Genomic DNA, 13,109 nt, shown 5'->3' with positions numbered 1-13,109 from the left:
ACGTCAACGATGGCGCTCACCGTCGAGGACCGGCTCAACATCGACCAGCTCTACAGCACCTACGTCCGCCGCATCGACTACCACGACCCCTCGGGCTGGGCCCAGCTCTTCACCCCCGACGGCCGCTGGCAAATGTTCATGGGCGACGAGACCGAGCCCACGCTCGAAGTGCACGGACGCGACGCGATCGCCGAATTCGCCAGGAAGGACAACGAGCTGCGCAAAGGGTCGACTCGGCACTGGACGGTGAACCTCCTGGTCGACGGCGACGGGACAACCGCCACCGGTTACTGCTACGGCTACAGACTCGACGTCTCCGGCGGCCAGACCCGCATCGAGGTCTACGGCGACTACGAAGACGAACTGGTGCAGATCGACGGTGAGTGGCTGTTCGCACGCCGCATGCTGCGCGTACCTGTCGCATAGGTCGAAGCCTTCCGCCACGCTGAGGTCCACTCCCTCAAAGGCGAGTCCTATCGAATGAAGGGCCGCGAACTCGGCCGCCTCCCGACCGCCACCAGCAGCGGCTGACGAACAACAGAGGCTCAGCGATCTGCGCACCGCACGCGGTCCCCTCGCGCGTTTCCGGCGGGGGAGCCTCTGCGGATGAATTCAGGGACCAAGCCACCTGGCATGGGTCAGGACGCTGACTCAAGGTTGAAGCGACGTACTGTCGCTGGCTCGAGGCGGATGTGGCCTGGGCCGCCTAGAATTTGGTAATCGTGGGTCTTCTAGCGTCTTGTCTCGGTGCCCGTGCTGGACAGGTGCTGGATACGCGTGCATTTTCGCAGGTCAGAGCCTTATGGTGGAGTTCCGCTTCAATGTATAAGCCACGTATCTGCGGGGACCTGGCGGACTAGGCGCAGATGCAGGTCGGGCGGGCCGACCCGATTTCGGGTCGGCCCGTTGGCGTACCCGCGGCCGGATGCCGGCTGGACGAACTGACGGGTCGTCACCTGTCGTCATTCGTCCTGCGCGGCACTGGCCCACGCACGGTGAGCTCGTCCACCGGCACACCGTTGTGTGCCCCGGACGCCCCGTGGCCGGGCGTCCGGGGTGAAGGCCCGGCGGGCCTGTCATCGGTCACCGTGCGCCTCGACCGGGCTCCGGCCGCGGCGGACGAGGGCGCGGCGGGCGGCGCGGTCCACCATCGTCAGGCCCCGGGAGCGGCCCAGCGGGCGCAGTGCTCGCTGGAAGGGCGTGGACCAGGGTTGGCGCAGACCGCCGAGCACCGCGAACCGGGTTCCGGAGCCTTCCGGGACGGCCGCCATGCCGCCCACCACATAGCGGCTCTGCATGAGACACCACCCGGTCTGCAGCAGGACGTCGAAGCGGGCGGTGTGCCCCAAGGGGCCGTACGCCCAGGCCAGCTGCCGGTCCTCGGAGGTCGGATAACAGCGGAACGCGCGCAGCGTCGGGACCAGATGGGGCAGTTCGTGCTCCAGGTCGCTGGCGACAGCCCAGACCTCCGTGATCGGCAGGTCCAGGTGGGCGTCCGCGTACATGACGGCGTGCAGTCCCCCCGCCAGGACGCGCAGACGCCGGACGGGGTCGAGTTCGGCCGTCGGCCAGTTGGAGTTCATCGCGGCCACGCCTTTCGGAAGCTGTGTCGGGCCCGGTGCAGACGGGACTTCATCGTGCCCGAGGAGATGTTGAGGATTTCACTCGCCGACCGTTCGTCCAGGCCCTCCAGTTCCCGCAGAACCAGGACGGCGCGGTGTTCGGTGGACATACGCCGCAGAACGTCCCGTATGTCCACGGCGAGTTCGGGGCTGCGCGGCCAGGCGAGGTCGTCGAACTCGCACACCGGTGTCTCACGCTCCGCTCTGCGGGCCACGCGCACCGCCTCGCGTACGGTGATCGTGCGCACCCATGCGTACAGGGCGCGTGGATCCTGCAGCCGGGGCAGCCCCTGGAAAACGGCGATCAGCGCCTCCTGCACGGCGTCGGCGCTGTTGTTGAGGGCGATCGGCCGGCACAGCCTGCTGACATACGGGGTGAGCAGGCCCAGCAGGTCGTTGAGTGCCATCGCGTCACCGGACTGGGCAGTCCGGACAAGGGGGGCTGCCGCAGCCCACGGGTCCTCCTGGGCGACCTGCGGGGGAGCCGGGTCCTGTTGTCGCAGGGTGCCCGCTCGAGCCGTGTTCATCTGCTGTTCTCCTCCCTTGCTCGGCGATGCTCCAGCGGCACCAAGACCACATCGGTGTGGGAGCTTCGGTGGAGAGGAGGAGCGGCAGAGGCCAGGCACTCCCGCATTTCGTGAAACGGCGTGAACTGATGCGGGCGGTGGGGGAGTGCATGGGCTGTCACACGCCTCTATCCGAACGTCGGAGATGCCCGCCGTGGCGGCCTGTACCGGGCCGCCACGGCACCCGAGCGTGGGAGGAGGACGGGCAGGTGCCGAGGGATTCGCGCGTCAAGGCGCGTACCGAGCGGGGTCGGGTGTCCGGCCGGATGGAGCCTGTTGACGGACCGCTGGGAGGCTGCACACGGGTGGCCGCCTTCCGCGGCATCCCGTTCGCGAGACCGCCGTTCGGCGCCCTGCGATTCGCCGCGCCCGAGCAGCCCGAGGCATGGGACGGCGTACGTCAGGCGACGGAGTTCGGTCCGGCGGTGCCGCAGTACGACCGGATGAACCCGATGGGCCCGGCCGCGGACAGCGCGGATCCGGCCCCCGACTGCCTGACCGTCAATGTGTGGTCGCCGGACCCCGGCGCGGCCGGACTGCCGGTCATGGTGTGGTTCCACGGCGGCGCCTATGTCTTCGGGCACGCCGGCGACCCCGTGTACGACGGTTCTGTGCTGGCCGCCGGGGGAGTCGTCGTGGTGACCTTCAACTACCGCGTCGGCATGGAGGGGTTCGGGCACATCGCCGGAGCCCCCGCCAACCGGGGCCTGCTCGACCAGATCGCCGCGCTGCGCTGGGTCCAGGAGAACATCGCCGCGTTCGGGGGCGACCCGGCGCGGGTCACGGCCTTCGGAGAGTCGGCCGGAGCCGGGTCGATAGCGGCGCTGCTGGCCGGCGACGCGGCGACCGGCCTGCTGTGTCGAGCCGTGGCGCAGAGCGTGCCCGGCTCATACGTCACCCCGTCCCTCGCCGCCGATGTCGCGTCAGCCGTGGCCGCGCGGCTGGGCCGGCCCGCCACGGCGGAAGCGCTGCGCACCTCGGACCCCGCGGCGCTGGTGCGGGCGGCCGAGGAGGTGTTCGCCGACCGGGAGAAGCGGGCGGACCGCTGGGGCACCCTGGCCCATGCGGAGACCGTGTTCTCCCCGGTCGTCGACGGTGTGATGCCGGCCTGTGTCCCGTGGGAGGCGGTCGAGCGCGGTGCCGCCCGCGGAATCGACCTGCTGCTGGGGTGGAATCGCGACGAGTACCGGCTGTTCATGGCCAAGCGGGGCGAGTTCGGCAGGGTGGACGAGCAGCGCGCCGGGTGGGCTCTGGAGGTCTTCGGCGCCGCGGCGGGCGGCGAGCGCGCCTACCGGGACGCCTGTCCCGGGCTCGGCGCGGAGGAACTGTATGAGCGGGTGTGCTCCGACTGGCTGTGCCGGGTGCCGACACTGCTCCTGCTGGAGGCGCAGGTCGCCGCGGGCGGACGGGCCTTCGCCTACGAACTGGGCTGGCCCGCGCCGGTGTTCGGCGGCCGGCTCGGCGCCTGCCACGGCCTCGACGTACCGCTCGTCCTCGGCACCCTGGACGCGCCGACGGCCCGGCGGATGCTGGGGCCCGGGCCGTCGACGGAGGCGACGGAGCTGTCCCGCCGGATGCGCGCGGCCTGGGTGCGGTTCGCCGAGACCGGGGATCCGGGCTGGCCCGCCTATGGCACGGGCGGCAGACCGACGAGGATATACGACCGGATTGACACGCTGGCCGAGGATCCTCTGCGGCCGTCCCGCCGACTCTGGGAAAGAACGGGATTCAAGGTTTTGGGTCTTGAGTCTGCCGATAGCCAGGATCCCGTGCCTCTGTGACGGAGGCGCTGCGCAGGTGTGTTCGCCGGTAACGTTCTCCGGTTACTCGCGAGTTGGCCGGGCTGTGCGCTCTCCGGCCTCCAGGATGCCTGTGTCTTTCATGTGCCCGGTGCTAGGGTTGCCGACGGTGTGCGTGTGAATTTTAATTCGCCATCGACGGGGGTGTTGCACATGGTTCTGTGCTTTTCAGGGAAATCCGGATTCTGCGATTGCAATGGGAAGCGGTGTCAATACGGGAAGGTCCGGTGCGGTTCGTCGCAGTGGGGGAGTGGCTTTTCCCGTAGTTTTCCCAACTCCCCTCCCCTTGCGTGTGCGCCGGTGCCGGAAGCGAGGATGCGGTGACGGGGGGCAGGGAATCGCGCACGCTGCACGATCCCGAGCTGCTGGCCCGTCTGGTCGAGGGGGCCCAGCGCGGCGACGCCCTGGCGATGGACGAACTGCTGGGCATCCTCGCCCCGTACGTCGGTCGGATCTGCGGGCCTGTCGCACTCCAGGACGGCGCGGACGCGACGCAGGAGGCGCTCATCGCGGTCTTCCGCAGCATCCGCCAGCTCAAGGAGCCGGCCGCCCTGTTCGGCTGGGCGCGGGCGATCGCGGTGCGTGAGGCACTGAAGTTCACCGGCCGACGCCGCCGGCAGTCGACGGTGCCCATGGAATGGGAGGAGGCGCCGTCCTTCGGAGACCTCCACCTGGCCTCCGACATCGCTGACGCGCTGCAGCGCCTGGCGCCCGAGCATCGGGCTGTGCTGATGCTCCGTCATGTGGAGGGGCTGAGCGAGCAGGAGGTCTCCGCACTGCTGGAGATACCCGTCGGGACGGTCAGGTCCCGGTTGTTCCGCGCCAGGCGGTCATTCCGCTCGGCCTGGGGCTGACCTGGCCGCAACCCGCTCACCCAGGCGGTCGAGCAGTTCCTCGGCCCGACGCGCGGACCACGGTGCGCGCATCCGGCCGAGGAGCTCGCCGGCGGGCAGGCGCAGGCTGGTGAAGAAGGCGAAGCGGCATCCGTCGCCGTCCGCCACCGCCGCCATGCCGCTGGTCAGCACCTGGCCCTGCATCAGACACCAGCCGGGGCGCAGAACGACGTCGAACCGCTCCTTGTAGCCGAGCAAGCCGACCGCCTGCCCGGACAACCGCTCGCCGGAGGACGGTGTGACGGTGAAGGAGCGCAATCCGCTGACCATGAGAGGGAGTTCGTTCTCGAGATCGGAGGCGACGGGCCACAGCTGTTCGAGGGGCACATCGAAACGGCGCTCGGCGTAGGTCGGATGCTTCGCGGTGGACGCGATGACCTGCAGTCGGCGTACGGCATCGAGTTCGGCTGTCGGCCAGCCGCTGTTCACCGAACCGGTCATTGCTTCGCTCCCTCTGCCGCGTATGTCAGGGAGAATTGCACCGCCCGCCCTGCACGGTCAAGGCCCGGCAAAAATGCGACTGCGCCGTCGAACCGGATGGTCGTCGGGTAAGAGATTCACCCCGCGGGGAGTGCATCGGCGCTGCGCCGCCTCTTTGTACCTGAGAGGTCGGGATGCGACTGCCGGAGCCGCAGGGAGGATCGCGTCGGCGTGATGCCGGCGTTCGTGCTGCGTGCCCCCGGAATGCGGGCCGGTACGCGGATGAGGCCGCTGGGGGGCTCGGAAATGCACACCTGGCCACTCCGCTGAGTGATCCGGAGGCCACCGGCGAAACGGGCATGGTCATTGTCCGGACATTCGCCGGTACCCGGGCGCCGGTCCTTTCGAGAGCCATCACCCAAGGACAGGGAAACGAGCATCGTGCAATTCAGTGGGACGCTCCAGATTCTTCCCCGCGTATTCTCCAGCACTGGGCCGCGTATTCCGGGGATGGGCTTCGCGGCCGCCTCGGTCCATGAGGGGCCGCCGGTGGCCGTGGCCGAAGAGGAACGGCAGTTGGCGCGGACGATGCCGCAACAGCGCCGAGCCGACTTCCTCATCGGGCGCAGCGCGCTGCACCGTGCCGTGCGCGCGGCCGGGACGAGCGTCGGTGCCGTGCTGTGCGACGGCCCCCGGCCCCGGCTGCCCGAGGGGCTCTCGGCCTCGATCAGTCACTCCCGCGGGGTCGCGGTCGCCGTCGCAGGACCCGCGGACCGCTTCCCGGCCCTCGGCGTCGACCTCGAACTGGGGGAACTGCCGGTGCCGGCCGCTCACTTGGTGCTGCGGGAGCCCGAGCGGCCGCTGCTCGGCCCGCCCCGGACCGCGGCGTCGCGTCTGCTCACCCTCTACTCCGCCAAGGAAGCCGCCTTCAAGGCCCTCAGTCCGCTCATCGGCGCCGACCTGCGCGGACTGCGGGATCTACGGCTCACACCGGACGGCACCGGATTCCTTGTCGTGGCCACGGGACACCCGGAGCCCTGTGTGCGCGTGAGCGTACGGCACCTGCCGCAGGGCGGTGTGCTGTGCTGGGCGCTTCTCTCCGGCTGACGGCCCGCGCGGTGGAGCGCCGGCCGCCGGCCTTCGTCCGCTCCCCGCTTCCGTACCGCCCCATCTGACTGGCCCGAACTCAGCCGAACTTTCCCTCACTTGACGACGGAGGTCGATTCGCCGTGCCCTCACCCGCTGTACTTGCATCGCACAGACTGCCGGACTGGACACCGTCCGACTGGCGCCACCGCCCGGCCGCGCAGCAGCCCGAGTGGCCCGACACGGCACTGCTGCGCCGGGTCCGCGCCCGGCTGGCCGGCACCGCACCGCTCGTACGCCCGCACGAGATCCTCGATCTGCGCCGCTCGCTGGCCGCGGCCGCACACGGGGACGCCTTCGTGGTGCAACTGGGCGACTGCGCCGAGACGTTCGACGGCCCCACCTTCGCCGCCATCGCGGCCCGGGTCGACCTGATGCATGGCACGGCCGACACCATCGGCGCCGCTCTGGGCCAACCGGTGATCCCCATCGGCCGGCTGGCGGGCCAGTACGCCAAGCCCCGTTCCTCGCCGACCGAGCGGGTCGGCGGCCTGGTCCTGCCCTCGTACCGGGGGCATCTGGTGAACGCCCCGGGGCCGGACCCCAAAGCCCGGGTTCCCGACGCGATGCGGCTGCTGCGCGGCCATGCGCACGCGCGTGAGGTGCTGGCCCTGCTGCGGGAACTCGCCGAGTCGGGCATGGCGATGCCGGGTGTCCCGGCGGACGCGGCGCCCGCCGTGTGGACCAGCCACGAGGCGCTGGTGCTCGACTACGAGGAGCCCCAGGTCCGGCGCGATCCCGTGACCGGTGTCCTCTGCCTGACCTCGACCCACCTGCCCTGGATCGGCGCGCGCACCTGCGACTCCGACGGGGCGCACGTCCGCTTCCTTTCCGGCGTCGTCAACCCGGTCGGCGTGAAGATCGGTCCGTCCACCGGCCCTAAGGACCTGGCCGCGCTGTGCTCAGCACTCGACCCGGACCGGGAGCCGGGACGGCTCCTGTTGATCTCCCGGATGGGAGCGGAGCGGGTGCGCGAGGCACTGCCGCCGCTGGTGGCGGAGGTGGCGCGGCTGGGCCACCCCGTGGTGTGGCTCTGCGACCCGGTGCACGGCAACACGTACGTGAGCGGCAGCGGGCACAAGACCCGGGACGTGGCGGTGGTGGCCGAGGAGATCCGCGGTTTCTTCGAGGCGGTCCGCTCGGTCGGCGGACGGCCCGGCGGTCTCCACCTGGAGGCCACCCCGGCGCCGGTCACCGAGTGCGTCGGCGGTGTCGCCGGCATCGCCGAGGAGGACCTGCCCCGCCGCTACGAGACGGCCTGCGACCCACGTCTCAACGGCTCCCAGACCGCCGAGATCGCCGAACTGACCGCACAGCTGTGCGCCGCCGGCAGCTGAGCACCCCTTGGCGGGCGGGCAGGGCCCCGTAGCCGACTTCCGAGCACCGAGGACACACCGATGCCGCCGGGAATCCGGCGGCATCGGTGTGTCTGCGGGCCGTACGACGACGGTCAGGCGCCGGTCGGGAGGGTTTCCCGGTCGGCGGGCCGCGTGGGCGTCACGGTGGATTCGGCGGACGGCTCGGCGAAACCGGCCGGCAGCCACCGCAGCCACCTCGGCAGGTACCAGTTGGCATCACCCAGCAGCTTCATCGTGGCCGGCAGCAGCACGATGCGGATGAACGTCGCGTCGACCAGCACGGCCGTGGCCATGCCCACGCCCGACTCCTTCATCGACAGTTGCGGCAGCATGCCGAACACGCCCGCCACCGCGACCATCACCACGGCCGCGCCGGTGACCACACCGGCCGTCCCCTTGATGCCCTGTTCGATGGCCCGGGCGGTGGACAGCCCGCGGTCGTGGCCCTCACGTATGCGGCTGACGACGAACACGTGGTAGTCCATCGACAGGCCGAACAGGAAGACGAACATGAACAGCGGCACCCACGAGGCGATCCCGCCCGTGCTGGTGAAGCCGAGCAGGCCCTCGCCCCAGCCGCGCTGGAAGACGAGCACCACGATGCCGTAGGCGGCGCCCACCGACAGAAGGTTGAGCACCAGCGTGAACCCGGCCACCACGAGCGACCGGAACGAGACCAGCATCACCGCGAAGGTGAACAGCAGCACGAAGCCCGCCACCCAAGGAGCCCGGTCCGAGAGGTTCGCGTTGGTGTCGACCGAGGCCGCGGTGGTTCCGCCGACGGCGACATCGGCCCCCGCCACGGTGCCGAAGGTCGCCGGCAGGACCTTGTCGCGCAGGGTCTTCAGCGCGTGTACGGACGTCTCGTCCGTGCCGGTGCCGGCCAGGCCGACGGTGGCGACACCGACCTTGCCGTCGTCCGAGACGCGGTAGGTGACCGGGCCGCTCAGCCCCGGCGTGGAAGCGGCCGCCTCGGTGAACCTCTTCAGCGCCGCTTGGCCCGCGGCTTTGTCCAGGCCGTCGGCCTTGACCACGACCTTGGCCGGTGTCGACGAGCCGGGGAACGCCTCCTGGATGCGCTCGTACGTCCGCAGTACCGGCAGGCTCTTGGCCGACAGGTCGCTCACGCCCGGGTCGGAGGTGTGCAGCGAGAAGCCCGGGGCGACCAGGGCCACCAGCGCGCCGCCGCAGAGCACCAGCGACACGGCGGGACGACGCAGTACGGCGCCGAGCACGACACCCCAGAAGCCGCGACGGCCCGTGTCCTCGTCGTCCACCCGCATCCGCGGCAGCAGGGGCACCCTGCCCTTGTCGATCCGGTGCCCGAGCAGCGAGAGCAGTGCGGGCAGCACCGTCACCGAGCCGAGCACCGCCACCGCCACCACGATGATCGTCGCGGTCGCCATGCCGTAGAAGATGCCGTTGCCCGACAGGAAGAGCCCGGCCAGGGAGACGACGACGGTCAGGCCCGAGACGACGACGGACCGGCCGGAGGTGGCGGCCGCCGCACTCACCGCCGCCTGCGTGGTGTTGCCGCGCGCCCGCTCCTCGCGCACCCGGCGGATGTAGAACAGTGAGTAGTCGACGCCGACGGCGATGCCGATGAGTGACATCACGGAGCTGCCGTTCTGGTCGATGTGCACCAGGTGGCTGCTGAGGGTGAGCAGACCGCCGGCGGCGACCACCGCGGTGATCGCGAGCACCACCGGGAGCAGGGCGGCGACCAGCGCTCCGAAGGCCACCAGCAGGATGCCGAGCGTCACTGGGAAGGAGATGGTCTCGGCGTTCGTGTAGTCGGAGTGCAGCTTTTCCTCGTATTTATGGGCGAACGAGGCCTCGCCGAACTGCTCGACATCGATGGCGGGATGGGACTTGTCCGCCTTCGCCACGGCGTCCAGGACCGGCTGTACCTCCTCCTTGGCCTTGACGGCGTCACCCGCCATGTCGAACTGCACCAGGGCGCTGTGCCGGTCTGCAGAAACGGCCGCGGCGCCCGCCGCGTCGAACGGCGACAGCACGTCGCGCACCTTGCCCGTGCCCTTGATGCGCTGCACGACGTCGGTGACGGCGGTCCGGAACTCCGCGGAGTCCGCGGTCGCCCTGTCGCTGTGGACGAACACGACCTCGTGCGCGGGGAGGGTCAGCCCGGCGTCGTCCAGAATCCGTTCCGCGTGCCGCGCCTCGCCGTTGGTGAGCTCGGCGGGGGTCGGCTCCTGCTGGGTGACCATGCCGCCGCCCACGGTGGCCATGACGACGAACGCCAGCCACAGCAACACGGCCGCCCATCGGTGCGTAGCACTCCAGTGCCCGGCGGCCTGGGCCAGGCCTCGCCTGCTTGTCACGGTCTTCTCCTCTGTTGAGGGCCAGTCGGCTCCAACGAGCCACGCTGGATCAGGAGGAGGCGGGGCGCCGAAACGTTCCGTACGTCTTCCCGTACGTCTTCGCACGGATCGAGTGGGCGATCGGACGGAACCTTTCGTACATCCGGCGACTCCTGACAGACCGACCAGTAAGCAGAGCACCCCCCTGGAGCCGCCGTGGACACCGTGGAGAACAGCACCCCGCCCATGCCCCGACTGGCAGGAGTCCGACATCACCATGTCAGCGTGCGCGGTGTACGGCTGCACGTCGCGGAGGTGGGAGAAGGTGAACCGGTCGTGCTGCTGCACGGCTTCCCGCAGCACTGGTACGGCTGGCGGCGGCTTGTCCCGCTGCTGTCCGACCGGTACCGGCTGCTGTGCGTGGACCAGCGCGGCTTCGGGTGGTCCGACGCGCCGGCCAAGGGCTACGACACCGACAGCAGGGTGGCCGACGTACTCGCCCTCCTCGACGAACTGGGCCTGAAGCAGGTCCGCCTCATCGGGCACGACTGGGGTGCGTGGACCGGATTCCACGTCTGTCTCCAAGCGCCGGAGCGGATCCGGCACTACCTGGCGCTGAACATGATGCACCCCTGGCCGCGGCACCACCGGCTGATGCCGCAGTCCTGGCGGTTCTGGTACACGGCGCTGCTGGAGCAGCCGCTGCTGGGCCGCTGGATGCTGCGCAACCGCCCGGGATTCACGCGCTACTTGATGCGCAAGGGCGTGGTCGACCAGGCGGTGTGGACGCCGACCGCGATGGACGAGTTCGTGCGCTCCAGCCAGGAGCCCGGGCGGGCGCGGGCCGGTGAGGCCCTGCACCGAGCCTTCGCACTGCGGGACATCGCCAAGCTGCTCCTGGGCCGCTACAAGAGGCTGCGTCTGACCACACCGACGGTGGTCCTCGCGGGCGAGCGGGACTTCATGCTCCCGCCCGGCGTCATCACGGAAGCAGGCCGCCACGCGGACGACCTCCGCGTCAAGGTGATCCCCGGCGCAGGCCACTACCTCCATGAGGAACGCCCCGACCTGGTGGCCACGGAGGCGATGAACCTCTTCTCCGACCGCCACTGACACCCGGTCACGGAATCGTCGCACGCGCCCGGGCCCGGCGTGTGCGACGCCGGACGGGCCGCCGGGCCGGTCGGGGCCGGGGAATGCGGGCTTCCGGAAAATCTTGGATTCCGGTGGAGTGCATGGGCGGGATTCGGTCTCTTGTCTGATGTCGGACGCCACCGCCGCGGTGAGCGGATCCGGCCCTCCCCCCACGCACACGCAACAGCGCCACCCGGGCGCGTTTGCGCTGCCCGCACGTCATCGCCAGGCCGAGCAGAGGGAACCGTCATGCCCGACATATCCGCACTCAAGCTCGATGTCGTCCCCGAGCCGACCGCGCCCCTCGGGATCCTCCCGACCATCGCGGCCGAGAAGTACCCCGACACTCCCTTCCTCTCCGACACACCGTGGCGCACCTACGACGGTCCGGTCCGCAACTTCGGCGAGTTCGCCCGGGCGATCGACGACTACGCCGACCGGCTCTGGGCCGGGGGAATCCGCCGCGGGGACGTCGTCGCCGTGGTGCAGCGCAACCACATCGAGGTCGAGGGCGTCATGTGCGCCCTCGGCAAGATCGGCGCGCTGCCCGCCCTGCTCTCCTCCGCCATGGAGACCGGAGAGCTCCTGGAGTGCTTCGCACGGCTCGAGAACCCCTACCTCCTCGTCGACTCCTTCGGGCTGTCCCGGCTCGTCGAACACCGGCACGCGCTGCGGCAGTTGACCCGCAACGTGCTGTGCCTGGAAGAGGCGGAAGAGAACTGGGTCGTACCGCTGCAGGAGCGGATCGCCCATACCGCTGATCCGCGGGACGAGGACGAGTGGTTCGTCATCACCCACTCGTCCGGCACCACCGGTGCGCCCAAGATGGCCGCGCACTCCACTCGTTCGCTGTTCGGCATGGTCGCGCCGATGATCATGATCTTCCGCGACCAGTACTCGCCGCAGGACCTGAACGCCAAGCACCTCTCCTTCGTGCACGCCCGCACCTGTGCCGGCACGCTCGCCTCGCTGGAGACCGCGATGCCCGCGCTGGCCATCGCCGACCCGGACCCGGCGAACGTCAAGCGCCTGATGCTGGAGCACCGCCCGACCTCCATCGAGACCCACCCGAACGTCTACATCCAGTGGGAGTCCCTGGCCCACGACCCGGACCGGCCCTTCCGGCACGTCGAGCGGTTCATCAGCACCTTCGACGCGATGCACCCGCGTACCGTGCGCACCCTGCTGGGCGCCTCGGAACACCCGCGCGCGCACTACTTCCAGGCGTACGGCCAGACCGAGTCGGGCCCCATCTGCCTGCGCATCGTCACCCGCGAGGAGTCCGCCGCCTACTCGCCGCGCAACGTGGGCCACTCCGGCGGCGGGATGGAGATCCGCATCGTCGACGAGAACGGCGTACGGCAGCCGGCGAACACGCCCGGCTTCATAGAGACCCGTTCCCCCGGCCGCATGCGCGGCTACGTCGGCGGCGGCCCCATGCCGCCCGAGGACGCCTGGTGGCCCATGGGCGACATCGGCCGCCTGCTCGACGACGGCTCACTGGAACTCCTCGACCGCATCGTCGAACACGTCGACGGCGTCGGCAGCCTCCTGGAGAAGGAGGACCAGCTGCTGGAGGCCATGCCCGAACTCGTCGAACTGGTCCTGGTCAAGGACGAGGACGACAGCTCCGTGTTCGCCGTGGCCTGTCCGCGCCCGGGCACCACGCCCGACCCGGAGCGGTTCCGCGCCGTCGCCGCCGAGGCCGGCCTGCCCGACCTCCAGGTGCGCTTCTGGGAGTGGGAGGCCATGCCCGTGACCGGCTCCTACAAGGTCCGCAGGTCCGTACTGCGCCGCAAGCTGGCCGGCCGTATCCAGCGCACCGCCACCGCCCGGAAGGAGGCCTGACC

The 13,109-nt window shown here is 70.4% G+C and carries 11 protein-coding genes; 7 read left to right on the top strand and 4 right to left on the bottom strand.

Translation table 11 applies throughout. From position 1 onward, the window contains the following. The first annotated feature begins 9 nt into the window (after positions 1–9). The gene (locus ABD355_RS37645) at positions 10–426 is read left to right on the top strand and encodes a nuclear transport factor 2 family protein (RefSeq protein ID WP_132888612.1); all 417 of its coding nucleotides are present in this window, start codon (positions 10–12) and stop codon (positions 424–426) included. Between the two features lie 650 nt (positions 427–1,076). Here the strand turns inward: ABD355_RS37645 and ABD355_RS37640 are convergent. Beyond that, positions 1,077–1,583, bottom strand: a complete 507-nt coding sequence (locus ABD355_RS37640) for a hypothetical protein (RefSeq protein WP_344405553.1) — start codon at positions 1,581–1,583, stop codon at positions 1,077–1,079. After that, complete coding sequence (locus ABD355_RS37635; RefSeq protein WP_344405551.1) at positions 1,580–2,149, bottom strand: RNA polymerase sigma factor; 570 nt, start codon at positions 2,147–2,149, stop codon at positions 1,580–1,582. The genes ABD355_RS37640 and ABD355_RS37635 overlap by 4 nt, the downstream gene beginning before the upstream one ends. Before the next feature lie 248 nt (positions 2,150–2,397). On the opposite strand from ABD355_RS37635, the gene ABD355_RS37630 reads away from it, so the two are divergent. Then, entirely contained in the window at positions 2,398–3,969 is a 1,572-nt protein-coding gene (locus ABD355_RS37630; RefSeq protein WP_344405550.1) for a carboxylesterase/lipase family protein, read from the top strand. A gap of 338 nt (positions 3,970–4,307) precedes the next feature. Next, positions 4,308–4,841 carry an RNA polymerase sigma factor gene (locus tag ABD355_RS37625; RefSeq protein ID WP_344405549.1) on the top strand — a complete coding sequence of 178 codons (534 nt, stop codon included), beginning with the start codon at positions 4,308–4,310 and terminating at the stop codon, positions 4,839–4,841. Here the strand turns inward: ABD355_RS37625 and ABD355_RS37620 are convergent. Next, complete coding sequence (locus ABD355_RS37620) at positions 4,818–5,321, bottom strand: hypothetical protein (RefSeq protein ID WP_344405548.1); 504 nt, start codon at positions 5,319–5,321, stop codon at positions 4,818–4,820. The two genes, ABD355_RS37625 and ABD355_RS37620, sit on opposite strands and share 24 nt — an antisense overlap. Positions 5,322–5,849: 528 nt before the next feature. On the opposite strand from ABD355_RS37620, the gene ABD355_RS37615 reads away from it, so the two are divergent. Next, positions 5,850–6,407, top strand: a complete 558-nt coding sequence (locus ABD355_RS37615) for a 4'-phosphopantetheinyl transferase superfamily protein (protein WP_344405546.1) — start codon at positions 5,850–5,852, stop codon at positions 6,405–6,407. Between the two features lie 122 nt (positions 6,408–6,529). Beyond that, positions 6,530–7,783, top strand: a complete 1,254-nt coding sequence (locus tag ABD355_RS37610; RefSeq protein ID WP_344405545.1) for a 3-deoxy-7-phosphoheptulonate synthase — start codon at positions 6,530–6,532, stop codon at positions 7,781–7,783. A 113-nt stretch (positions 7,784–7,896) separates the two neighbouring features. Here the strand turns inward: ABD355_RS37610 and ABD355_RS37605 are convergent, their stop codons facing one another. Continuing rightward, positions 7,897–10,146: an MMPL family transporter gene (locus ABD355_RS37605; RefSeq protein ID WP_344405544.1), complete on the bottom strand. Its 2,250-nt coding sequence runs from the start codon at positions 10,144–10,146 to the stop codon at positions 7,897–7,899. 264 nt (positions 10,147–10,410) lie between these two features. Between ABD355_RS37605 and ABD355_RS37600 the strand changes: the two genes are divergently transcribed. Then, positions 10,411–11,238, top strand: coding sequence for an alpha/beta fold hydrolase (locus tag ABD355_RS37600; protein WP_344405543.1), 828 nt, complete (start codon positions 10,411–10,413; stop codon positions 11,236–11,238). 270 nt (positions 11,239–11,508) lie between these two features. Beyond that, the gene (locus tag ABD355_RS37595; protein ID WP_344405541.1) at positions 11,509–13,107 is read left to right on the top strand and encodes a class I adenylate-forming enzyme family protein; all 1,599 of its coding nucleotides are present in this window, start codon (positions 11,509–11,511) and stop codon (positions 13,105–13,107) included. Positions 13,108–13,109 lie beyond the last annotated feature (2 nt).

This window comes from Streptomyces longisporus, from assembly GCF_039532765.1.
Taxonomy (GTDB): Bacteria; Actinomycetota; Actinomycetes; order Streptomycetales; family Streptomycetaceae; genus Streptomyces; species Streptomyces longisporus.
This window is presented reverse-complemented; position numbering and strand designations above follow the sequence as displayed.

Bases quoted from the DNA above. Each gene is read 5' to 3' on its own strand.
- ABD355_RS37620 (WP_344405548.1), bottom strand. From the start codon at position 5,321: ATGACCGGTTCGGTGAACAGCGGCTGGCCGACAGCCGAACTCGATGCC.
- ABD355_RS37635 (WP_344405551.1), bottom strand. From the start codon at position 2,149: ATGAACACGGCTCGAGCGGGCACCCTGCGACAACAGGACCCGGCTCCC.
- ABD355_RS37645 (WP_132888612.1), top strand. From the start codon at position 10: ATGGCGCTCACCGTCGAGGACCGGCTCAACATCGACCAGCTCTACAGC.
- ABD355_RS37640 (WP_344405553.1), bottom strand. From the start codon at position 1,583: ATGAACTCCAACTGGCCGACGGCCGAACTCGACCCCGTCCGGCGTCTG.
- ABD355_RS37595 (WP_344405541.1), top strand. From the start codon at position 11,509: ATGCCCGACATATCCGCACTCAAGCTCGATGTCGTCCCCGAGCCGACC.